Consider the following 22,777-nt stretch of genomic DNA (forward strand, 5'->3'; position numbering starts at 1 on the left):
GGCGCCGAGTCTATTCGTGCACCCATCGGAAGCTCCAGGTCTCGCTGAGAACATCATCGCCATGGCGCAGGAAGGCGCGCAGATCGGCGGGCGTGTTGCCATCCGGGTTCAACTCGAAGAACAGCCGCCAGCCATGCGTTTCCGGGTTGGCCTGCACCACCGGCTTGGACAGGTGGCCGGAGGTGGTCAGAACGACGGCCTCGACCGGGGTTTCCGGAGCCAGGCCAGCCAATGTCTCGCCGGCGAAATCGACCACGAATTTACGCACGCCGGAATCCAGGACATCGGTCCCGCCAGCCCCAACGCGGGTTGAGATCACGCGCCCGCCGAGCAGGCCGGCCTCGGGATCCTTGGTAAACCGTAAACGATATTCGAATTCCAACTCCTGGCCGGATTCGGTGCGCCGCTCCGGAATCCAGTAGACGCCAATGTTGTCGTAACGTTCGGCGTTACTTGGAATCTCCACCAGCTCCACGACGCCCTTGCCCCAGTCGCCGATCGGTTCGACCACCGCGCTTGGACGATTCTGGTAGTGGGCCTCCAGATCCTCATAGCTGCGGAAATCGCGGTCGCGCTGCAGGAGCGCGAAGGACCGTGGATTTTCGACCTGGAAGTTGCTCACCCGCAGGCCAATGGGATTGACGAGCGGACGCCAGATCCGCTCGCCGTGTCCGGTCTCGATCAGCAGGCCGTCCGAGTCATGGACCTCCGGACGGAAATCGTCGATGAAGCGATCCGTATTCTCGCCATGGAAGAACATGCTGGTCAGTGGCGCCACGCCGAGCTTTTGCACCGACTGGCGGAAAAACAGCCGCGCCTTGACCTCGATCACGGTCTCGATGCCGGGGTGGATCACGAAGCGATAGGCGCCCGCCACGCTTTTGCTATCCAGCAGGGCATAGAGGGTAATCTCGGTGGCATCCGCGTCGGGCTTGCGGATCCAGAACTCGCGAAACACCGGGAACTCTTCCTGGCTCGGCAGCCCGGTATCGATGGCCAGCCCCCGGGCGGAAAGCCCGTAGTTGAGATCCTTGCCCAGCGAGCGGAAATAGCTAGCTCCCTGAAACACCGTGAGATCGTCGAAGAGCTGATCCCGGTTGAGCGGATACATCAGGCGCAGACCGGCGTAACCGAGGTCGGACGGCATTTCGTCGGGAACCAGATTCTTACCGTAATTAAAGAAGTCGTGACGAAAAACAACCGGTCTCGCCTGACCGTTCTCGATCAGATTGATCGTCACCCGGTCTTTCGACAAGAATCCCCGGTGAAAAAAATTGACCTGAAACGGCAGCCCCTCGTTACGCCAGAGATTGTGAGTCGCATCGAAGCGGATGTCGCGGTAGCGGTCGTAATCCAGGTCGGAGAGATAGTCGGGCAGTTCGGGGCGGTCTGGCGAATAAGGATCGGTCGCCAGGTCGGCCGCGCGCCGGACGACCGCCGCGAAGGTGAACTCGCCGGGAACGCCTTCGGTCAGCGCGGGCTCCGCGACACCGACCTCATCGGCCGCGCAGACGCCGCCGGCCATCAAGAGCGCCAAAGCAAAGGGGATGAGTCCAAGAATACGAGGGGCCATGGTTGTTGAGTCTCGATAGATTGCTAAAATTTTAAGCTAGAAAAACAGCCTGTTCGTTGATGAAGCCCGCGACAGCGAGTGACAGGTAGATGCCACTCGGGCGTTTGACCAAGGAGTCTCCCCGTCGAGTATCGCGAGTCTTGAATCGCAAATGGTGGGTACGGATATCAAGGCGCGCTCAGCGACTGAGCAATCGAAAAGCCAAGAAAAACCATAGGGCATCCGACCTTCTTTCAGTGGAAGCATTGTAACTTGAAACAGCATGTTTACTAATAGGCAAACAGCCGGGACCGGATAATTTGCCACATTGAGTTCCATGGCCTTGCTCAACAAAACGTCACAGACAACTGTAATACTCCCGCCGTTGATCGTTCAGTTTCGGTCGGAACATCGCTCATAAGGCGGCACCGAGCCGTTTCCAGCATCTTCACGAACTCATTCGAGGATCGAGTATGAACCCGAGACCAGAGGTTGGACAGCAACACCCCGATTCAGGTGACTTTGCTCCGATCGATCAAGCCGCCTGGAATGACGCGCGCTATCCGCTGGGCGCCCATCCGCTGGGCGAAGGCATCACCTTCGCGGTCTACTCTCGACATGCAACGCGGATCCTGCTCGAACTCTACGACCAGCCGACCGGGGCAAGCGCACGCCATGATTACTGGCTTGTCCGTAACCCCGCCGATGATATCTGGCGCGCTCAGGTCGCGGCAGTCCCCTTCGGAACCTTCTACGCCTTCCGCTGCTTCGGCCAGAACTGGGAATACCGGGAGAACTGGTCCCGCAACCACTGTAACCTGGGATTTATCTCGGATGTCGACGCGGCCGGCAACCGCTTCAATCCCAACAAGGTGCTGTTCGACCCCTACGCCCGCGAACTCTCCCACGACAAGGAGATACCGGCGATGCGTCAGGCGGGCCATCACGGCGGGATGTATGCGACCGGCGGCGGCGACTATCTCGGCGTGGTCAGCCGGGAGTTCGACACCGGCCCCTGGGCACCGAAGGGAATCGTCCTTGCCCCAGACCAGACCTCGACCGGCATCCGCCCTCGCCTTCCGCCCGAAAAGGCGATCGTCTACGAGGCACATGTGCGTGGCCTGACCCGCCATCCATCCGCATCGAACTTGCACACGCTGCTCGCCGACATCCCCGGTTTCGAGGAGGTGCCCGATGTGCCCGAAACGCTGCGCGGAACCTATGCCGGAGCCGCGCTGATGGCCAAATACCTCAAGGCATTGGGTTTCACCACCATCGAGTTGCTGCCGGTCCATGAATCGGCCAACGACAACAATCCGGACGACGCGCCCGGCGGCAACTACTGGGGCTACATGACCTTTGGCTATTTCGCGCCAGACCGCCGGTATGCGAGCGACCGGTCTCCCGGCGGTCCGACCCGTGAATTCAAGCAGATGGTGAAGGCGTTTCACGACGAAGGGCTGGAAGTCTACCTGGATGTCGTCTTCAATCACACCGGCGAGGGCGGTAACTGGGGCAGCAACGATGTCACCGGGTTTGTCAGCTTCGGCGGCTTCGATGCGATCGAGTATTACCAGCTTACCGATAACGGCGATCTGGTGGATGGGGCGACCGGCTGCGGCAATCAGCTCAACTTCTCCAATCCGGTGGCCCATGAGTTGGTCATGGACTCGCTCACCTATTGGCTCGACGAGATGGGCGTGGACGGTTTCCGCTTCGATCTGGCCCCGGTCCTCGGACGCACGCCGGACGCGGCCGAGCGCGAGCATTGGGGCGAGCAAAAGCGGTTCTCTCAAACCCACCCCCTGCTCGACCGTATCCGCGACCTGGGCGCCGACCGTCACGTCGAGATGATCGCCGAGGCCTGGGACATGTGGGGCTACGAGGTCGGCAACTTCCCCGCCGGCTGGGGCGAGTGGAACGGGCGTTACCGGGACGCGATCCGCCGCTTCCTGAAGGGCGACGGCAATCTCCGAGCCTTTATCGAGCAGGTCAACGGCGACTATCACAGCTTCAACGACCAGGGCGGTCCTCAGCGCTCGATCAATTTCATCGTCGCCCACGACGGCTTCACGCTGATGGATCTGGTTAGCTACAACGAAAAGAACAATCTGGCGGACTGGCCATTCGGCCCGTCCGACGGCGGCAACGACAGCAACGACTCCTGGGATTCCGGCGGCGATGAGACATTGCGCCGGCAGCGCCTGCGCAACTTCTGGACCATCCAGTTCTTCTCGCGCGGCGTCCCGATGACGGTCTGGGGCGATGAATTCGGCCGCACCCAAAACGGCAACAACAACGCCTACAACATCGATAGCGTTGCCACCTGGAACAATTACGCGATGATCGCGACCAACCGCCCGACCGCGATCCCGACCGGCGACGGTGGCGCTTATCACGACAATTTCGGCAGCGGAATCAATGCGGATGGACGTAATCCTCTGTTCCGTTTCGCCGCTTATGTCGCCGCTCTGCGCCATCGCCACCCCTGCCTGCGCCAGCGCAAGTACGGCGATTGGCTGATGGATTCCGGGGAGGACGTGACCTACCAGTTCAAGCGAGCGGAAGGTCTGTCGGACATCGCGGACGGTGACCGCTGCCTCTGGCTGCGCATCGACGGCAGCGCGGTCAAGGATCACGATTTCCTGTTACTCATCAATATGGATTCACATCCGCACCGTTTTGGCATCCCGCTGGACGAGGGTCGGGAATGGCGGCGGATCATCGATACCGCCGCATGGGCAGAGACACGCTGCAATCTTTGGAGCCTGGAAGATGACGCGGAACCGATGATGGGTGAATACGAGGTTTCGCCCTGTCGATCGTCGTCCTCGAAGAGATCCCGCACTAAACCGCGTCCAGTGCGGTATGCGATGTTTTTGGATTGATTAACCTTGGCCGCATCTAGGATAGTCGGAGCGCACGCGGTTTAAGATATTAAAAAATATAAAATTTTAAACCGTGTCTCTTGTGAGGCTGGTGAAATCCCCAGAGCCAAACACAAACTGAAAATTACGCATATCGCGCTGGACGCGGTTTAAAGATCAGCGTGTCATCCTTGCCGTCCGCGCGTTGTGGCACGGACGCGCAATCGAGTTCCATCCAGACCAAAGGAGCCAGATAAAAATGAACGGCGTCATGATGCAGTATTTCCATTGGTATACCCCAGCGGACGGAACTCTTTGGGAAGAGGTAGCGGCGCGCGCGGCGGAACTCTCCTCGGCGGGTATCACGGCACTCTGGCTGCCGCCCGCCTATAAAGGGACCGGGGGCGTGGAGGATGTCGGCTATGGGGTCTATGACCTGTACGACCTGGGCGAATTCGACCAGAAGGGCGCGATCCGGACCAAATATGGCACCCGCGCGCAGTATCTCGCCGCGGTCGAGGCACTGCACGACGCCGGGCTCCAGGTCTACGCGGACACCGTGTTGAACCACCGGATGGGCGCCGACGCGACCGAGTCGGTCCGCGCGACACCCTATCCGCGGGACGACCGCCTGCGACCACGGGGCGATCCGCGCGAGATCAGCGCCTATACGCATTTCAGTTTCCCGGGCCGGCGCGGACAGTATTCGAGCTTCGAGTGGCGCGCGCGGCATTTCGATGCCGTCGACCATGACGCCCTGCGACCGGACGAAAAGGGCACGGTTTACTTATTGGAGGGCAAGAGGTTTGACAACGAGGTGGCGCTGGAGAATGGCAATTTCGCCTATCTCATGGGTGCGGATCTGGACTTCCAATCCGAAGAAGTGCGCAACGAGGTCACCGCCTGGGGTCAATGGTATCTGGACACCACCGGCGCGGACGGCTTCCGGCTCGATGCCGTGAAGCACATCTCCGCCTGGTTCTTCCCGGAATGGCTGGATGCGATGGAACGCCACGCCGGCCGCGACCTCTTCATTGTCGCTGAATACTGGACCGGCGACACGGCCACCCTGCGCTGGTACCTGGACCAGCTCGGCGGACGCATCTCGGCCTTCGATGTCCCGCTGCACTACCGCTTCCATGAAGCGAGCCGCGCCAACGGGAACTTTGACATGCGTCGGCTCGCGGAAGGAACCTTGCTTCAGGAGCGTCCCAATCAGGTCGTGACCTTCGTCGAGAACCACGACTCCCAGCCCCTGCAGGCGCTTGAATCCACCGTCGAGCCCTGGTTCAAACCACTCGCTTATACCTATATCCTGCTGCGTCAGGAGGGCTATCCCTGCATCTTCCTGGCGGACTATGACGGCGCCGACTACGAGGATCAGGGTCGCGACGGTCAACGCCATCGCATCCTCATGCCGTCACACCGCGTCCTGATCGACCGCTTCCTCGCCGCGCGCCGCGACCATGCCCACGGGCCACAGATCGACTACATCGATCACTGGAACCGGATCGGCTGGACACGTCTCGGCGATGACCATCATCCGCAGGCCATGGCGGTCCTGATGAGCGACGGCGACGCTGGGACGAAATGGATGGATGTACGGCGACCGAACAGCCCCTTCCACGACATCACCGGACATGTCCCGGAACCCGTCGTCACCAATCAGGACGGCTGGGGCGAATTCCGCTGCAATGGCGGTTCGGTCTCCGTCTGGGTCCAGGATTGAGAGCAGAAGCCTTTGCAATCACTGGGCGTCGAGCCAACCGAAGGGATTCGGCCGGCACTGATACTGGCTCAGGTCAGACCCATGACCTGATGCAGGTAGGCGACTACCTGCGGTTCCAGCTTGAGCTTACTCGCCAACTCGGCCAGGTAGCGGCGCTCGGCATCCGTGTCCACGGTAATGGCCATGAGCGATGCCGTATAGAGCTGGGCCGCCACCTGCTGGTTCGGCACCGAGCGGGCCAGTGCATCCAGATCGATTGACCGATTCATCTCCTCCTCGACAAAGCGCTGTTCCTCCGGGTCATCTCCGCGACAATACGACCCATGCCAGTTGTCGCGAATCCACCAATCAGGCTCAAGGGAATTATCAAGGCATTGATAATAAAAAGTTCCGTGAATGGCATTTCATTTGCTTAAGCAATCGTCATAGGCAGACAGGAACCAGCCATGACAGATAAGCACCTCAAGGTCACGATCAACGACACCACCCTGCGCGACGGCGAACAGTCCGCCGGCGTTGCCTTTTCGCTGGACGAAAAGCTCGCCATCGCCCGCGGGCTCGATGCGCTCGGCGTCCCCGAACTGGAGATCGGCATCCCGGCCATGGGCGAGGACGAGCGCGAGTCGATCCGCGCGGTCGCCGCGCTCGGTCTCGCGGCCCGCCTGATGGTCTGGACCCGGATGCTCCCGGACGACATCGCCCAGTGCCGCAACCTCGGCGTCGATTTCGTCGACCTCTCGGTTCCGGTCTCCGATCAGCAGATCGCCCGCAAGCTCGGGCGCGACCGCGCCTGGGTGCTCGCCCAGATCCGCCGCCAGGTCGCCGACGCGCAGGAATTGGGGCTGGAGGTCTGCGTCGGCGCCGAGGATGCCTCGCGCGCCGACCCCGAATTTCTCTGGCTGGCCGCCGAGGCGGCGCAGGAGGCCGGCGCGCGGCGCTTCCGCTTCGCCGACACGGTTGGTCTGCTGGATCCCTTCGCCGTCTTCGAGCGCATCCGCGACCTGCGCGCCATCGTCGATCTGGAGATCGAGATGCACGCGCACGACGATCTGGGGCTGGCCACCGCCAACACCCTGGCGGCGGTGCGCGGCGGTGCGACCCATGTCAACACCACGGTCCACGGACTCGGCGAGCGTGCCGGCAACGCGGCGCTGGAGGAAGTCATCATGGGTCTGAGACACATCCACCAGATCGACTGCGGCGTGGAGATGACACATTTCGGCGGCCTTTCAAGGCTGGTCGCCAAGGCGTCCGGCAAACCCGTGGCCTGGCACAAAAGTCTGGTCGGCGCGGGCGCCTTCACCCACGAGGCGGGCATCCATGTCGACGGGCTGCTCAAGGATCCGCTGAACTATCAGGGCATCGATCCGGCCGATGTGGGGCGCATGCATTGCATGGTGCTCGGCAAACATTCGGGGACGCGCGCGGTGCGACAGGTGTATGCCGATCAACTGCGTTTCGAACTCGACACCGACCAGGCCGAGCGGGTGCTGCCGCTCGTGCGCCGTTTCGTCACCGAGACCAAGCGCTCGCCCGAGCCTCTGGATCTGCGTCGTTTTCTGGCCGAGATCGGTCATCCGCAAGCCGCCCTGCTCCAATAGGCAACGCCACCATGGATTTTCTCGATTTCGCTGGCGAGGACATGTATTTCGACGAACCGGTCAGCCCGGAGGTCGAAGGGCTGCTGCTCGACGCGGCCCAACGCTATGGCGAGGGCGGCGCCGAGGCGAGCCTGCTCCAGGCGTATTTCCTCGAACCGGAACATCTGACGGTGCTGGTCGCCCTGTACCGGTATTTTTATTACCGCCAGCGGTATCGAGAGTCGCTGCTCGTCGCCGACCGGGCGATCGCCATCGTCTCGACCAGACTCGGTCTGACCGCGCGCTGGCAGAATCTTTCGGAGGCGGACCTCGGGCGCTCCGTGCAAGTCTCCATGACCTTAACGCGTTTTCTGCTATTGGCACTCAAGGGCTCCGGTTATCTGCTGATGCGTCTGGGCGAGCATCAAGACGCGCTCGCGCGCTTCGAGAAGATCGCCGAGATCGACACCAGCGATCGGCTTGGCATCACCGAGCTGTTGACGATGGCCCGTGCCTCCGTCGCCGAGGCCGCCGCCGAGCGCGCGGGCGGAAATGTGCGCTTTCTGAGCCGTTAAACCTGAAAAGAGCCAGTTGAATCGCAAAGAACACAAAGAACGCAAAGGCGTTCAAGGTTTTACTTGATAACGACATTCACCCGAGGGTTAAACATCAAGCGCATTGCCTATCCTGGTTTTCCTTCGTGCCCTTTGCGTCTTTGCGGTTCCAAATGCCGGGTTCCAAATGCCGGATTGAGGTTGAAGGCGAACTTATACGTCTCGCCGCGTCTCGCCGTCTTCAACCCGGCGACGACAGTCCCGCTCGGAGCGCCATCCTGATCAGCCCCGCCAAATTATCGACGCCGAGTTTCTGCATGAGGCGGGCACGGTAGGTCTCGACCGTTTTGGCGCTGATGCCGAGCGCGTCAGCGATCTCCCTGGTGCGCAGACCTTCCACGATCAGGCGCAGCACCGTCAGTTCGCGTTCGCTCAACAGGTCCAGATCGCGGTCGGCACGGCGTTGCGGAATCGGCAGCGGCACCCGGGCGATCGACGGGCTGACATAGGTTTCACCGCGCAGGACGACCTGGATCGCCTCGACCAGTTCGGCGCTCGCCTCGTTTTTCAACACATAGGCCGCCGCTCCGGATGCGGTCATGGCGCGTCGATAATGGGCGTCGCTGTACATCGACAAGGCTACGATCCGCGTTCGCTCCGCAACCTCGCGGATCGCGGAGGCCGCGTCGATGCCGCTCATCGTCGGCATTGCCACGTCCAGAATGACCACGTCCGGCTGCAACTCGGCCGCGAGCCGTACCGCTTCGGCGCCGTGCGCGGCCTGGGCCAAGACTCGCCAGCCCGGCTGTTGGTTCAGCAGCAGGGTCAGTCCCTCGCGAAACAGCGCATGGTCGTCGCAGACGATCAGGGTTAGCGGCATCTCTCGCTCTCCTCGTGGCGATGCGGCGGCGTTTTCAGCCGGCCGGGTTGCGTCTTCGCCGCCCAGCCGTTCGTAAAGGCACTTCGCGGCAGCCCGATCCAGGCCCGCGTGCCAGGATTCAAGGACATCAACTCAAATCCGCCGCCGAGCAGTTCAAGACGCTCGCGCACACTGTAGAGTCCATACCCCGACCGATCCTTGTCTGGAGCCGGACAGGCTTCGCTCGCGAAACCGCGACCATTGTCCTCGACGCTGATCGTCAGACCCTCGGAATCCGCCGTCAGCCGAATGGCGCCCTGGGTCGCGCCGGAATGCTTGATGAGGTTGTACACCAGTTCGCGCGCGCATTGGAAGAGGATCACCGACGGATCGCGCCCCGGATCGGGCATGGGGTTATCCATCAGGAAGGTCATACGGATTCCCCAGCGTTCCTCGGTATTGGAGGCCAGCCAGTCGAGCGCGGCGGCCAATCCCTTTTGATGAAGGACGGGCGGACTCAGCTCGAATTGCAGCGAACGCAACTCGTCGATCGCCTCGCGCATCAGCGACAGACCGGCCTCGATCTGCTGGCGCGCTTCGTCGTCGCCACCAGTCCGGGCGCCGAACCGGGAACCGGCCGCGATCTGCAACTGGGCCAGTGCCAATTTCTGCATCGGGCTGTCATGCAACTCGCCGGCCAAACGCTGCTTTTCGGTCGCCTCCAGCAGCGAGAGATCCATCGCTAGACGGCGCAGCTTCGCATTGGCCAGATCCAGCGCCTCGGCGTGATGACGCAGGGCGTCTTCGTGCGCTTCGAGTTGTCCCAGCATCGCGTTGAAGTCATGGACCAGGGTCGCCAGTTCGTCCCCCGAATCCAGTTCCGCGACCCGCAGGCCGACATCGCGCCGCGCCGAAATCTCGCGGGTCTTGGCAGCCAAGTTCAGGATCGGGCGGGCGATGCGCCGCTGCAACCGCAGCGCTAACACGAAGGCGACGCCGAGCGTTAGCAGGCCCAGAAGTCCGCCGAACAGGACATATTGCCGGAGCTGGCTCTGAAGCTCGTCGAGCCGGACGCGCAGAACGAGCCGACCGATCGGGCGGTCATCGAAACGCAGCGGTTCGGCGATCTCAGCTGCGTAAGGATCCAGCCAGGGCAGGGCGAGCGCCGGCTGCGAGCGCGGTGGCGGCGCGTCTGGAGCCGTCTCGCGCCGCCACCGCGCGAAGACCCGGCCGGTCGCGTCTTCGAGGACCGCCTCGCGGATCTGATACTCCCGCGCGAGCGTCGCTAGATAGCGCTCTGCGGTCTCCGGGCTGTCGAACACCAGGGTCGAGACGCAACTGTCCCCGACCACCGCCGCCAGCACCCGCAGGTCGCGCAGGATATGATCCTGGAACAGCTTGAGATCCATGAGTGCCGAGAGCGCCGTGGCCATCGTCAGGGTCAAGAGCGTCATCGACATCAGCGCCAGCAGCAACCGGGTGCGAATGGAACGTGCGCGCTTGCGGCTCACGGTAGCACCCTCGCCACCTCATAGAGCTGCGAGGAGACCTTGAGCCCGCGTCCGGCGAGCGCCGCCGGATTCATCTCGAACCGCAGCCGCTCGCCCTCGCCGAGAATGTCCGCTTTCAGAAAAGAGTTGATCGCGACCCCGCGCCGCGCCAATCCGGGGCTATCTCCGACCAGCAGTACCGCCCGCCCGGCGACGGCGTCGAGGATGCGGTCGATCCGATCCTGGGCCGCCGCGCCGACGAAGAGGAGCTGACAGTCGTCGCATTGGAGCCCCGATTCGGTCTCCCGAGTCTCGATCGTCCGAATCCGGATCGGTCGGTTCTCGACCCGACGCTCATCGCGTTCCAGTGCGCGCAGCGCCTCGGCCAGCACTGGGTCGCCGATCACGGCGATCACGAACGGCGCGCCAGGCGGCAAGTCGGGCCAGCCGATGAAATGGGTGAAATGATAGAGGTAGGCCACCTTGAGTGGTTCGACCGCCGTCCCCCCAAACGCCGACAGCGCGGACAGCGCCATCAGCATCCAGGGCAGGCACCGACTCAGCGCTCGGCGCAACAGACGATTCCGCGGCTGACTGAGCACGGAGTCTTAGAAGGCATAACCGAGGGTCGCGGTCACGATTCGTCCAGGGCCGATCAGTCCCCGCGCGAAATCGGTCAGCTCGCTGGCTGGATAGCGGATCTCGGCATCCAGCAGATTGGAGACGTTAAGCGCGGCGAAGACTCCCTTGCTCGCCGGCTCCCAACGTAGATTCAGCCCCAGATTCCAATAGGCCGGCACGGACTCGCCCAGGCGTTCGACCACACCCTCGACCGGACCGCTGACGAAGTCCCAGTCGCTCTCCAGGCGGTCGACAAAGTGCGCATAGGTGGCATAGGTGAAGGGACCGCGGCGATAATCAGCCTTCAGCTTGAGCAGCAGCGACGGCGAATACCCCGGCTCCAGCGCGGAGCGCAGATCGTCGGTCCGCTGCCAGGTCGCGCTCAGACTCAGATTCAGCGCGGGCCAGGGCCGCGCCTCGGCGATCAGTTCCAGACCCTGCGTTCGCCAGCGGCCGGAGTTGTCGAAGGCCACCACATAATCGCCGGTGACGGGGTTCAGGGTCTGGATGGTGCGAACGATGTTCGAGGTGCGGTTCTCGAACAGGCTCGCGCTCAGCGTCCAGGTTGGCCGGGTCCGCACATAGTTCAGTTCGAGCGTTTCGATTCGTTCGGGGTCGCTGATCCGGAACTTGTCGACATCCTGGGCCGCGTTGCCCCAGATGAGCTTCAGCACCTGACTGGAATCCAGGCTCCAGAGCGCGCCGACGCGCCCGGTCAGCAGATTCCGGTCGCTAACCGCCACCTCGGTTTCGGTTAGCGTCTGCTCCAGATGCTTGTATCGGCTGAACCGGTAGGACGCCGGAAGCCGGGTCAGCCGCGCGCCGCCCACGAGCCGCAGCCTCTCGACGAGGGCGTAGTCGATCTCGGTGAAGAGATCCTGCTGCTGGAAATCCGCGGTTGCGTCGTCGAGGACGACGAAGGGTCTGGCCCGTGCCCGGTTGTCGAGATGATCGAGCCGGCGCCAGCGATAGCCGAACAGCGCGTTCAGCCGCTCCAGCGGCTGCCAGTGCAGGTTCAGCTCCAGTTCCCAACGGCGCGAATGCTGCTTCTGACTGCCGTCGAGCCAGGCGACGAGAAAATCCAGCCGATAGGCATCGTAGGTCTCCTGACTGTGGATGCCGGTGAGACGCAGACCCAGGGTGTCGCTGAAGCGGTACGCATAGCCGAGCGCGGCGTGCAGGGTCTTGAGACGCAGCCCGTTGCCCTTGTCGAAGGCCGGCGTGAAGGCATAGATCCCGTAGTCCATGTCGCTGTAGCGGAGGTCAGTCGTCAAGCCGCGCCAGCCCGCGGAGAGATCGAGGCTGCCGCGCCGCTGCCACAGATCACCGTCGAGGTCGCGATGCATGCCCGGCTCCAGGGCCGCGAGCTGGGCGGGACTCATCATGTCGGTATAGGCGCCGTCCAGCCCGTCGGTGCGCCAGCCGCCGGCATTCAGCACCAGAAAACCCTCCCGTGAACGGCCTCCCAAGCGCGCGAACGCCTGTCCGCTGTCGCGGCTGCCAGCACTGACCGAGAGGCGCGAACCGGAGATATCGAGCGCGTTGGTGACGATGTTGACCACGCCGAGAAAGGCATTGTTGCCATAGATCACCGACATGGGGCCGCGGATCACCTCGATCCGGTCGATCGATTCGACCGGGATGTTCAGCCGCGCGATCTCGGGCACCGTCAGCCCCTTCTGCCGCGACGGATGCTGCGCGATGCCGTTGACCAGGAACTGCACCCCGCCGCCGACCGTGCCCCGGTTGCCGATGAAGCGCTCCTCGGTGTTATCCAGAATAAAGAAACCCGGCACGTTGCGCAGCAGGTCTTCGAGCGTCGCGTAGCCGTAGCGCGCGATCTCTTCGCGGGTCACGATGGTGACGCTGGCCGGGATGTCACGGATCCGGGCCTCGCGCTTGCCGGCGGAAGCGACTTCGACCTGCAGGAGATCGTCGAAGGGGAGGTCGAGCAGATCGGCGGCGCGCGCGGGTCCGAACAGGCAGGGAACCGCCAGCAGCAGGCACGGCAGGAGGCTTCCCGCTCGCCGCAAGGGGCCGGGACACGGAATCTCGTGCTTGGAATGATTGGGCATCGATCGCGATTCCGGCACCTGTTGTCAGGAATTTCCTGACAGGAAATTCCTGATATTTTTAGACCTCTTTGATCGCTACCATTAACACGGCCAAAAAGTCGGTGTCATTGTGCTGGGTCAAGGAGCTCATCTGGACCCCATGTCCACGACAACCGTCGGATGGGGCGCGCGTGCGAACCGCATCCTTCGCGATCGATGCGGTGCGTTCCTCGCCGCTTCTGCTTGAACTAACGGAGCGGTCGATGAATAAGGCAACACCACCGTTTCCGGATTCCGTGACCCGGCTGGAGGCCGCCTACGGCGGACCGAGCCAATCGGGCTTCGGCAGTGCCGTGTTCCACGAGACCCTGACGGACGACGACGATCTGACCCAGGCGGCGCTGTCGACATACCGGACCTTTGTCGGCCCGCTCTGGGATCGCTACGGGGAGGCGGCCTGGATGGGGCCTTGGCGGACAGTCCATGCCCGCGAGCCGGGCGCGCGGCCGGACATCGAGGCCGAGTTGCGCGGGATCGCCGACCGCGATGCCCGTCAATCGGTGCCGATGCTCCTGGATGACATCGAGGGGGCCGAGGCGGCCCGCACCGCCTTGTCCGCGGTCTTCGACGACCCGGCGGTGACCGAGCTGCGCGTCTTCAACCTGGGAGACGGGGCGGCGATGTCGGGGCTGCTGGTGGCCGGTCGGCGCGGGACCGACGGCGAGACCGCCTACCTCGTCTTTCTGATGGACTGAGGCGCGCGGTCTAGCGGGACGGGGCATCACCCCTCGCGCACGTTTCAGGCGCCAGCCGTTGGGGGAAAACGGCATCGGAATAATGGGGTCTGACGCTTGTCTGTTGCGGTCATGCGCACCGAGGCACTGCGGGATGCCATTTTCACGAGACTGCTCGATCGTTATGCGGCCGAGCGCGGGATCAAGGCCGAACCAGCGGAAATAGAGGCATTCATCGCGGATTTACGGCGCGCTCAGGCGGCCGATGGACCGCCGGCGGAACGACTGAGCATCCCCGGCGCCACCCTGCGGGCTTCCCGCAATGGTAGCCTGGCCCCCACCCTGGGTGCCTCGACATTCAATTCATCGATTAGGTGTACGCAATGGATATCACGAGTCTCCTGATTTTTCTCGCCATTGGCGCCGTCGCCGGCTGGCTCGCCGGGCTCTTGATGCGCGGTGGCGGCTTCGGGCTGCTGGGCAACATCCTGGTCGGCATCGTCGGCGCTGTCATCGGCGGCTTTGCCTTCGGTTTTCTCGGCATCACCGCCTCCGGGCTGATCGGCTCGATCATCACCGCCACCGCGGGTGCTGTGCTGCTGCTATTCATCATCGGGGTGTTGAAGAAGGCAGCCTGATGAAGAACGTCGATGCCGTGAGCACCGCATCGCTCGCAGAGATTTGTTGACATGCCGCGACACCGGGATATCGCCCTTGGGCCGATGAAGCCGGTTGAGTTTTTCATCATTTTGGAGCCTGCTGATCATGAAAGTTGCCATCCTTACCGCCGCCATCCTGTCCGCCGCGGTCACTCACTCTGTCTTCGCCTCGACGGTTGCGGAACGTGAATACCAGCGCGGCTACGACGACTGCCGCCACGGACGCTATGACCAGGACCAGCATGGCGAGTCCTATAAGAAGGGCTGCCGCGCCGCCGAGGATCATCCGCAAACGCATTCTCCGGCGGCGCAGAAGGACACCGCCACGACGAAGCACGCATCACACGCGAAGGTCTCGGATCTCAAGGGCATGAACTCGATCAAGGCCATCGACGTGATGACGTCGAGGGGCTTCACGTCCGTCGACTCCATCACCTCGGGCGATACGCTCTACGGCATCTACTACAACGCCAAGACGCATCAATGCATCCAGCTGACCAATGCAAACAACCATGTTGTGAGTGTCGACGACATCGGTAAGCATCCGAACTGCAACTGACAGACGCCCCGGGCGATCCGAACTCGATGCGCGGCCTTGAGAAACGGGTATTTTACGAGCGAGGGCAAGCTCGTGGGCGTCGACAAGCAGTGAGTGCATGATGCCGGTCGGATTCCTCCAATTGATCGTCCCGCTCATCGGTTCCTGTTTGCTCGGGTGCCAGGACAGTGTCGGCGACTACGTCGCCGCGTCCGCCATCAGTCGGAACGGATTGGCCCGGAACGGAAACGCAATCAACGCGCTCGATGGGCGGGAGATCGCGGTCTGGGGGTTCGTCGACCACGGCAACCTCTACGGAGATGCTGGCGCCAGAGCGATTCTTGGCGATTGGTGGAGCGGCGACGGACCCACTCCGACCCGTTGGCGGTTCAATCTGAAGGCCCGCGCGGACGATGCAACGGGGCATTCGTTCCCGGTGCGGGTTCCCAACGACCGGGGACGAGACGACCTGCTCAAACGGTTCGTCGCCCATGCCAGGGCGGGGAAATCGACGAAGGTCTTTCTTAAAGGTAGAGTATCGATATTCGCTGCACCGACAAACGTCGTTCCGCTGACAGGGTTGTCCCTGGAACTGACGTCGTCGCGTGACATCCTCTTCGATCTCTAAACCCTGTTCAGTGGCCTGCCCAGGCACAGACCCGTTTTGACCAACCCGCAACGGAGGATCTTGACCGTGGATCTCATCACTGGAGATGATTCGATGACGAAAACCGCCCTGACGCTTCTCGCTGCCGGCTGCCTCGCCGCACCTCTGGCCAACGCGGCTTACCCCAGCTTCGACTGCGCCAAGGCCACCCACGAGGCCGAGCAGCTCATCTGCAAAGACGCCGAACTCGCCGCCCTGGACCAAAGCCTCGCGGAACTCTACGCCACCCTCATGAAGCACACCCCGGCCAGCCAGCAGGGCGCGCTCAAGACGGAGCAGCGCGGCTGGGTGAAGGGCCGCAACGACTGCTGGAAGTCCGACGACCAGCGCGGCTGCATCAAGGCCGAGTACCGGTCACGGATCAACGAGCTGAAGGACCGATAAGGAGGAAAGCCGATGCGCCTCGCTGCGCTTGCCGTCGTGGCCCTGACCGCGACCCTGCTTAACGCCTGCGTCGACTCGGGGACCACCCGTCCCAGCGAGCCCTCCAGGCTTCCCGCCGTCGACACAGCCGCTGCGCAGCGGTTGATCTCGCCGGACGAGACCCTGCAAACCCTGAATTTCCCGGTCGTCGGCGCCACCCAGGTCAGCGGCACCATCGATGGCGACAAGAGTCCGGCCTATCTGGTGCCCGTCGCCACTGGGCAGACCCTGACCGTGACGTTGGAGAGCCCCAGTAACAACGCCTATTTCAATGTCCACGACGCCGCCGACAGCAGCGGCGCGGCGCTGTTTAACGGCAACTCGGGCGAGCGCACCGCGCGGCTCACGGCACCGGCGGACATGACCTATGTCATCCGCCCCTTCCAACCGCGCGCATCCGCCCGGCGCAACGAGCGGCTGTCCTACCGCTTCATGGTGGAGCGGGGCTGACCTGAAGCCTCCAGGATGGGCTGGTGCGATACGCCGAGGCGGTCATTTCCGCGACAAGCCGCTTCGACTCTCTTTGTCGGGAACCCATACAGGACGGCCAGCTACCTGGACTGGTCCGACAAGGGGGCATCCAGTTTTATCCGCCATGCGATCGGGCTGATCCTGATCCTCTCGAGCTGGCTGATCCTGGGGTCGTTGATCGCGATTCTTTTTACCCTCTTGGGGCTGACGGTCCTCCAGGGGAGCGCTGCGGGCCAGACTCTCGGCGTGGCGTCCTCGTTCTTCGCCGCCGCCATTGTGGTGCCCCTCATCACCCGCGATCTGCTGCGGCGCCCCTGGTGGAGTTTCGGCTTCACCGAGAGGTGGATCGACTGGCGAGCACTGGGTCTCGCTCTGGCCGTCGGCCTAATCGTCGGCCTGGCGTCGGCCTTGCTGTTCGGGGTCATCGGGCTACGGGTGACCTGTGGACGGCCATCGGTCTGCATTGGGCGAACAACCTGGGCAACTCGGTCCTGGTCGGCACGCAGTTCGGCTACTCCGAGCCGATTTGAATCCACGACGAGGACAGCACCTTATGTCGAGACACATGACCTCCACCCTGTTGGGAAGGCTGGCCACGGTAACGATCCTTGGCCTGCTGTTGAATCCCGCGCCGGTCGCCGCCGAGGCGGATGGTCCGGATTATTATCGCGTGACCGGCGTCGCGCCCACGGATGTTCTCAGCATCCGTGCCACGCCCGATCCGGGCGCCGCCCAGGTGGGCAGTATTCCGCCAGGTGCGGACTGCGTGCGCAATCTTGGCTGCCGGGGCGGTCTCAGCTTCGAGGAATACAGCACCCTGAGCAAAGCCGAGCAGGCCGAGCGGCTGCGCCACCACCCGCGCTGGTGCAAAATCGAATATCAGGGGATCGAGGGCTGGGTCGCCGGCCGTTATCTGGCGGAGGGCGGCTGCCGCTGATCGCCCTGAGGCGACAACTCATGGATTTCCCAACCAAGACCATCAGTGTCGACGACTGACCAAGAGCCCCAACGTCGTGCGCAGGCCCGGCGGCGGCGAGATCTGGATCTCCAACATCGCGGTTCCATCTTACCCGTAGGAGCCCGCTTGCGGGCGACGTGACACGCCAAAATGCCTTCCGTGTGCCCCACCCGTCGCCCGCAAGCGGGCTCCTGCGGAGTTTAACGCTTGGTATCGTCATTTCCGGAATTCGCCTAGCCAACCTGCAACCGAGGACATCGACTATGAATCTCATGACCAATACCACCCCGACGCTGCTCGCAGCCGGCGGCCTGGCCGCCGCGCTGATCTCGCCGCTGGCCAATGCGGCTCATCCCAGCTTCGACTGCGCCAAGGCCACCCACGAGGCCGAGCAGCTCATCTGCAAGGACGCCGAACTCGCCGAACTGGACCAAAGCCTCGCGGAACTCTACACCAGCCTCATGAGACACACCCCGGCCAGTCAGCAGGGCGCGCTCAAGACGGAGCAGCGCGGCTGGGTGAAGGGACGCAACGACTGCTGGAAGTCCGACGACCAGCGCGGCTGTATCAAGGCCGAGTACAGGTCGCGGATCAACGAGTTGAAGGACGACTGATGCACTCCCCGAGCAGTCGCCCAATCTCCGCGACCGGCAGCGGCTGGCTGACCATCTGGCTGTCCACCACGATAAGATTCGTCGTGCGCTCGGCGAAGCGCGGCTCGCGCCCGGAGCCGGTCAGGTCGGCGAACAGTGACCACATCTCGTCGGTCAGCCGGCACACCTCTTCCCAGGCATAACGAGTTCGCTCGTGGCGGCGGATCGTCTCGGCGATGGACGCGCCCTCGCGCGTCAGCAGCTCGCCGATCATCTCGAACGGGGCCCTCCACCAGGGCGCAGGGTTGATCGTCCGGGTGTAAAAGGCGGTCATTTCCGCGACAAGCCGCGTCGACTCTCTTTGTCGGAAACCCACCAAAAAGCGTTCGTCCTTTAAAAAGACCCTTATAAATCAAAATTTAATGATTGGCGTATTATTTGCTTTATAGCGGAGACAAGTTCAGCGCTCGCATCATGCACCGACTGAGCTAGAACCACGCCCGGAGGCAACCATGACCGACGACGAATTCGACCTCGACCTGAGCGAACTCTCCAGCGCGGAGGATTTTCTGGACTATTTCGGGATTTCTTACGAACCCGCCGTGGTGCAGGTCAATCGTCTGCATATTCTGCAACGTTTCCATGACTACCTCGAACAGGTCGACGAGATGCCCGATTCGACCCAGGCGCGCTGGGCATTGCACGCCGATCTGCTCAAGGCGGCCTATCAGGATTTTCTAGCCTCGAACGCCGCGACCGAGAAGGTTTTTCGGGTGTTCCGAATGCACGAACCCCGCTCCGTCGCGGTACCGCTCAGCGATCTGATGGAACAGGTGCCGCATGCGCCCCCAGTATGAATTCGGCGACGCGGTGCGCGTCGTGCGCAATGTGCGCAACGACGGCACTTATCCGGGCGAGGCGACCGGCGCGCTCCTGATCCGGCGCGGCAGCACCGGTTTCGTGCGCGATGTCGGCACCTTTCTCCAGGACCAGATCATCTATACGGTGCATTTCCTCGACAGCGACCGGGTGGTCGGCTGTCGCGAGGAGGAACTGCAACCGGCGGACGCGCCCTGGACGCCCAGCCGTTTCGAGTTCCGCGACAAGGTCGCGACCTCCCGACCCCTCGGGATTCAGGGCCGGGTGCTGGTCCGGCTGGGCGAGGTCGGCGAGGTGATCCGCGTCCTGCGCGACTCTCCGGACGAGGTTGCCTATCACGTTCATTTCCCCGACCGCAACACGCTCGTAGTGCCCGAGTCGGCGTTGACCGAGGTGGATGCCGCGATCAACATCGCAGATGAATCGCCCCATCGACCCGCGCCAAGCCCGTCGCCATGAACGCCTGTCCTCCCCCGTCAACCCCGCCGCGCGCCGAGTACCGCTATCATCTGCTGCGCGCGGCCAGCGAGCGGTTTCAGACCGCGCCCGGCGCGCTAGACGCCGACCGGCTGGCCCAAGCCGAACGTCAGGCCCGGCAGACCTTCGACTTGGAAAGCCTGGTGCTCTCCTCGCCCGAGGCGCGCGACACCCTCATCCCCGAAGCGCGTCTCGACGAGGCTGTCCTGGCGATCCGCCAGCGCTACCCAGACGAGGACAGCTTTCTCGCCGATCTGACGACCAATGGTCTCGACGCGGTCACCCTGCGTCAGTCGCTCCAGCGCGAACTCGTCTTCGATGCCGTCATGGCACAGGTGGGCGCCCGCGCGGAGCCGGTCAGCGAGTTGGATGAACAACTTTTCCACGAACTGCACCGCGAGCGTTTCATCACCCCGGAGCTGCGCACCGCGCGTCACATCCTGATTACCGTCAACGACGACTTCGCCGAAAACCGGCGCGAGGTCGCGCTCGCCCGAATCGATGCAGTCGCCGCCCAACTGAAGGGTCAGGCCCAGCGCTTCGGCGCGCTCGCCCGCCAGTGTTCCGAATGCCCCACCGCGACCCAGGACGGCAGCCTCGGCGCCGTGCCGCGCGGCCAGCTCTATCCCGCACTGGACTCGGCCCTGTTCGCGCTGGCCGAGGGCGAGATCAGCGACGTGCTGGAGTCCGAGATCGGTTTTCACCTCCTGCTCTGCGAACGTATCGAGGCAGGCGCTGAGGTTGGATTCGAGCAGGCTCGGGCCAAAATCCACGCGGTCATCGTGGCGCGGCGGCGACTGGACCGGCAGAAAGCCTGGCTCGCCGAACTTCGCCAGGCAACGTAACAACTGTCGTTGTCGTTGTCGTTGTCGTTGTCGTTGTCGTTGTCGTTGTCGTAATCGACTATCCGATTACGACAACGACAACGACAACGACAACGAGGAACTTGACTCATCGGCAAACATTTGGCCATCTCAAGCAATCTAGGTTTAACCTTTGCCACCGCTCCAAGAGATCCCGACGAATGAACGACAAGGTCCATGCCTGCTCCTTCTGCGGCGCCCCGCAAGAGCCTGACCGGCCACTGATCGCGGGCATCGACGGCCATATCTGCGAGGCCTGCGTCGGGCTGGCCTATCAGGTAATCAGCAGTTGGGGACGCGGGCGCGCGCTCGCCGCCCCGCTCAAATCGCCGCCCAAGCCGCTGGAGATCAAGGAGCATCTGGATCGTTATGTGATCGGCCAGGAGGCCGCCAAGGAGACGCTCGCGGTCGCCGTTTACAACCATTACAAACGGCTGGCGAGCGAAGCCAAGAACCCGCGCCGCACCCTGGAGGACGACGACCGCGTCGAAATCGACAAATCCAACATCCTGCTGCTTGGCCCCTCCGGCACCGGCAAAACTCTGCTGGCCAGCACCCTCGCGCGCATCGTCGGCGTCCCCTTCGTGATCGCGGACGCCACCACCCTGACCCAGGCGGGCTATGTCGGCGAGGATGTCGAAAGCATTCTGGCACGCCTGCTCGACGCCTCCAACGGCAGCCGCGAGGTCGCCGAATGGGGCATGGTCTATATCGACGAAATCGACAAGCTGGCGCGCCAGGGCGAGACGGCGCACGGCACCCGCGATGTCTCGGGCGAGGGCGTGCAGCAGGCGCTGCTCAAGCTGGTGGAAGGCACACAGGTCAAGCTCAACCCGAAGGGCCGCAAGGACGCGGGCGACAGCGTACTGATCGACACCCGCAATATTCTCTTCGTGGTGGGCGGCGCCTTCGCGGGGCTGGAAAAGGTACTGATGCGTCGACTCCGTCCAGGGCCGTCGAGCATCGGCTTTCATGCCGAGGTCGGCACCTCTGCGGCAGCCGACGAGCGCGACCCGCGTCTCTACCAGTCGACCCATCCTGACGATCTACGTCAATTCGGTCTGATCCCGGAGTTTATCGGACGCTTCCCGGTACTGGTCGGACTTCAGGAACTCGACGAGGCGGCGCTGGTGCGTATCCTCACCGAACCCAGAAACGCGCTGATTCGGCAGTATCAACAGATGTTTGTCTTTGAGGGGGTCCGGCTGGAGTTCACGCCCGAGGCCGTGACCGCCATCGCGCGTCAAGCCATCGAACGCGGCACCGGCGCGCGCGGGCTGCGCAGTGTCATGGAGGGACTGCTTCAGCACGCCATGTTCGAGCTGCCCTCCATGTCGAATGTCGTGGAGTGCGAAGTCGATGCCGATGCGGTGACCGGCCAGGGCGCGATTCAGTGGCGTTATCGGGGAGCGGACAGCGCGGACATTCAGGCGGAAGCGGGCGGTTAGAAATTCTGTCAGGGGCGCTTGACGCCCCGCAGAGCCAAAAATGAGGATGTCGTTGCCGTCAATCCGAAAGCCCCTAGGTCTCCGGGTCGCTTGTCAGATAGCGCAATCGCTAGCCGTTCTCTGACATCAACGACCCGGACCGCGTACCGCACGCTGCGTCGCTCAGGCGACCTGCTTCTGTTCGCCTTCCAGCTTGCGAATCAGCGGATACAGATACTCGGTCTCGCGCTGGATCCGGTCCATCACCAGGGCGAACATCTGCTCGGTATCCTGAACGAACGACGAATGATCGCTGATCGTCAGCGAATGGCGCTTTTGCGAGCACCATTGTTTGACGTAGGAGCCAAAAATCCGCTTGATCTCGCTCGAACCGGACAGAAAACGGTTGGCGGTGTTCTTTACCGATTGATCCGGATTTGAAATCAATCTGCCGCAGAGTTCACGGTCGACCAGCTCCATGTGTTCCTTGATGCGATTGGTGAGGTCAAAAAAGACATCGCAGGCGACATCGGTGTCACACATGGAACGTTCGCGAACCAGATACAGAAAGACGTTCGACAGCTCGGTGATTTTATGATTTTGGGCATGCAGTTGCGCAAAGGCGACCATGTCGATATTCCTCCAGAGAATAGGCAGCAAGTCAATTGATGGTACTTCGGCTCCGCCGGGAAACGGCAAACCTTTCAGGGGTGGCCAATGGCACAGGCCGCGTTTAAGGTCGCGACTCCAGTGAACCATAGCGGTTGGCACAGTTTACGCGA

General features: G+C 62.8%; 24 protein-coding genes. 16 read left to right on the forward strand and 8 right to left on the reverse strand.

Annotated features, from left to right (window positions below; translation table 11 throughout):
* Positions 1–10: 10 nt before the first annotated feature.
* A complete protein-coding gene (locus tag CCR95_RS09955) occupies positions 11–1,573 on the reverse strand; it encodes an OpgD/OpgG family glucan biosynthesis protein (protein WP_201093974.1) in 1,563 nt (520 codons plus the stop codon).
* Between the two features lie 452 nt (positions 1,574–2,025).
* On the opposite strand from CCR95_RS09955, the gene CCR95_RS09960 reads away from it, so the two are divergent.
* Both CCR95_RS09960 and CCR95_RS09965 read left to right on the forward strand, forming a co-directional pair.
* Positions 2,026–4,440: a glycogen debranching protein gene (locus CCR95_RS09960; RefSeq protein ID WP_201093976.1), complete on the forward strand. Its 2,415-nt coding sequence runs from the start codon at positions 2,026–2,028 to the stop codon at positions 4,438–4,440.
* A gap of 238 nt (positions 4,441–4,678) precedes the next feature.
* Entirely contained in the window at positions 4,679–6,148 is a 1,470-nt protein-coding gene (locus CCR95_RS09965; protein WP_201093978.1) for an alpha-amylase, read from the forward strand.
* A 68-nt stretch (positions 6,149–6,216) separates the two neighbouring features.
* Here CCR95_RS09965 and CCR95_RS09970 read toward each other — a convergent pair whose 3' ends face one another.
* Positions 6,217–6,546 carry a DUF533 domain-containing protein gene (locus CCR95_RS09970; RefSeq protein ID WP_338115378.1) on the reverse strand — a complete coding sequence of 110 codons (330 nt, stop codon included), beginning with the start codon at positions 6,544–6,546 and terminating at the stop codon, positions 6,217–6,219.
* A 48-nt stretch (positions 6,547–6,594) separates the two neighbouring features.
* On the opposite strand from CCR95_RS09970, the gene nifV reads away from it, so the two are divergent.
* Both nifV and CCR95_RS09980 read left to right on the forward strand, forming a co-directional pair.
* Positions 6,595–7,749 carry a homocitrate synthase gene (gene nifV, locus CCR95_RS09975; RefSeq protein WP_201093982.1) on the forward strand — a complete coding sequence of 385 codons (1,155 nt, stop codon included), beginning with the start codon at positions 6,595–6,597 and terminating at the stop codon, positions 7,747–7,749.
* A gap of 11 nt (positions 7,750–7,760) precedes the next feature.
* Positions 7,761–8,303 carry a hypothetical protein gene (locus CCR95_RS09980; RefSeq protein ID WP_201093984.1) on the forward strand — a complete coding sequence of 181 codons (543 nt, stop codon included), beginning with the start codon at positions 7,761–7,763 and terminating at the stop codon, positions 8,301–8,303.
* 220 nt (positions 8,304–8,523) lie between these two features.
* On the opposite strand, the gene CCR95_RS09985 is transcribed toward CCR95_RS09980, so the two are convergent.
* From CCR95_RS09985 to CCR95_RS10000, 4 genes are read right to left on the reverse strand one after another with little or no spacing between them, the layout of a single operon-like run.
* Positions 8,524–9,162, reverse strand: coding sequence for a response regulator (locus tag CCR95_RS09985; protein WP_201093986.1), 639 nt, complete (start codon positions 9,160–9,162; stop codon positions 8,524–8,526).
* Positions 9,153–10,652, reverse strand: coding sequence for an ATP-binding protein (locus tag CCR95_RS09990; protein WP_201093988.1), 1,500 nt, complete (start codon positions 10,650–10,652; stop codon positions 9,153–9,155). Before CCR95_RS09990 ends, CCR95_RS09985 begins: the two co-directional genes overlap by 10 nt.
* Positions 10,649–11,206, reverse strand: a complete 558-nt coding sequence (locus CCR95_RS09995; RefSeq protein ID WP_201093990.1) for a YfiR family protein — start codon at positions 11,204–11,206, stop codon at positions 10,649–10,651. The genes CCR95_RS09990 and CCR95_RS09995 overlap by 4 nt, the downstream gene beginning before the upstream one ends.
* Positions 11,207–11,239: 33 nt before the next feature.
* A complete protein-coding gene (locus CCR95_RS10000; RefSeq protein ID WP_201093992.1) occupies positions 11,240–13,327 on the reverse strand; it encodes a TonB-dependent receptor plug domain-containing protein in 2,088 nt (695 codons plus the stop codon).
* A 242-nt stretch (positions 13,328–13,569) separates the two neighbouring features.
* Here CCR95_RS10000 and CCR95_RS10005 point away from each other — a divergent pair, with 242 nt between their 5' ends.
* The 8 genes from CCR95_RS10005 (at position 13,570) to CCR95_RS10040 (ending at position 18,370) form a co-directional block, all read left to right on the forward strand.
* Positions 13,570–14,061: a hypothetical protein gene (locus CCR95_RS10005; RefSeq protein WP_207188576.1), complete on the forward strand. Its 492-nt coding sequence runs from the start codon at positions 13,570–13,572 to the stop codon at positions 14,059–14,061.
* Between the two features lie 362 nt (positions 14,062–14,423).
* A complete protein-coding gene (locus CCR95_RS10010; protein WP_201093995.1) occupies positions 14,424–14,678 on the forward strand; it encodes a GlsB/YeaQ/YmgE family stress response membrane protein in 255 nt (84 codons plus the stop codon).
* A 127-nt stretch (positions 14,679–14,805) separates the two neighbouring features.
* Positions 14,806–15,258 (forward strand): hypothetical protein, encoded by a 453-nt coding sequence (locus CCR95_RS10015; RefSeq protein ID WP_201093997.1) that lies wholly within the window; start codon positions 14,806–14,808, stop codon positions 15,256–15,258.
* A gap of 97 nt (positions 15,259–15,355) precedes the next feature.
* Positions 15,356–15,865 (forward strand): hypothetical protein, encoded by a 510-nt coding sequence (locus tag CCR95_RS10020; protein ID WP_207188577.1) that lies wholly within the window; start codon positions 15,356–15,358, stop codon positions 15,863–15,865.
* Between the two features lie 93 nt (positions 15,866–15,958).
* Positions 15,959–16,288 carry a lysozyme inhibitor LprI family protein gene (locus CCR95_RS10025; protein ID WP_201094002.1) on the forward strand — a complete coding sequence of 110 codons (330 nt, stop codon included), beginning with the start codon at positions 15,959–15,961 and terminating at the stop codon, positions 16,286–16,288.
* Between the two features lie 12 nt (positions 16,289–16,300).
* Positions 16,301–16,777, forward strand: a complete 477-nt coding sequence (locus tag CCR95_RS10030) for a hypothetical protein (RefSeq protein WP_201094004.1) — start codon at positions 16,301–16,303, stop codon at positions 16,775–16,777.
* A 574-nt stretch (positions 16,778–17,351) separates the two neighbouring features.
* Positions 17,352–17,735, forward strand: a complete 384-nt coding sequence (locus CCR95_RS10035) for an SH3 domain-containing protein (RefSeq protein WP_242523163.1) — start codon at positions 17,352–17,354, stop codon at positions 17,733–17,735.
* Between the two features lie 284 nt (positions 17,736–18,019).
* The gene (locus tag CCR95_RS10040; RefSeq protein WP_201094006.1) at positions 18,020–18,370 is read left to right on the forward strand and encodes a lysozyme inhibitor LprI family protein; all 351 of its coding nucleotides are present in this window, start codon (positions 18,020–18,022) and stop codon (positions 18,368–18,370) included.
* Here CCR95_RS10040 and CCR95_RS10045 read toward each other — a convergent pair.
* A complete protein-coding gene (locus tag CCR95_RS10045; RefSeq protein WP_201094008.1) occupies positions 18,348–18,623 on the reverse strand; it encodes a hypothetical protein in 276 nt (91 codons plus the stop codon). The two genes, CCR95_RS10040 and CCR95_RS10045, sit on opposite strands and share 23 nt — an antisense overlap.
* A 238-nt stretch (positions 18,624–18,861) precedes the next feature.
* On the opposite strand from CCR95_RS10045, the gene nifW reads away from it, so the two are divergent.
* From nifW to clpX, 4 genes are all read left to right on the forward strand, one after another.
* Positions 18,862–19,206, forward strand: a complete 345-nt coding sequence (gene nifW / locus CCR95_RS10050; protein WP_201094010.1) for a nitrogenase-stabilizing/protective protein NifW — start codon at positions 18,862–18,864, stop codon at positions 19,204–19,206.
* On the forward strand, positions 19,190–19,687 hold the full coding sequence (locus tag CCR95_RS10055) for a nitrogen fixation protein NifZ (protein ID WP_201094012.1): 498 nt from the start codon (positions 19,190–19,192) through the stop codon (positions 19,685–19,687). Before nifW ends, CCR95_RS10055 begins: the two co-directional genes overlap by 17 nt.
* Positions 19,684–20,550, forward strand: coding sequence for a nitrogen fixation protein NifM (gene nifM, locus CCR95_RS10060; protein ID WP_201094014.1), 867 nt, complete (start codon positions 19,684–19,686; stop codon positions 20,548–20,550). The genes CCR95_RS10055 and nifM overlap by 4 nt, the downstream gene beginning before the upstream one ends.
* 179 nt (positions 20,551–20,729) lie before the next feature.
* Complete coding sequence (gene clpX, locus CCR95_RS10065; RefSeq protein ID WP_201094016.1) at positions 20,730–22,016, forward strand: ATP-dependent Clp protease ATP-binding subunit ClpX; 1,287 nt, start codon at positions 20,730–20,732, stop codon at positions 22,014–22,016.
* 162 nt (positions 22,017–22,178) lie between these two features.
* Here the strand turns inward: clpX and CCR95_RS10070 are convergent, their stop codons facing one another.
* Positions 22,179–22,625, reverse strand: coding sequence for a hypothetical protein (locus tag CCR95_RS10070; RefSeq protein WP_201094017.1), 447 nt, complete (start codon positions 22,623–22,625; stop codon positions 22,179–22,181).
* Positions 22,626–22,777: the final 152 nt, after the last annotated feature.

This window comes from Thiocystis minor, assembly GCF_016653465.1.
In the GTDB taxonomy this organism is placed as follows: domain Bacteria; phylum Pseudomonadota; class Gammaproteobacteria; order Chromatiales; family Chromatiaceae; genus Chromatium; species Chromatium minus.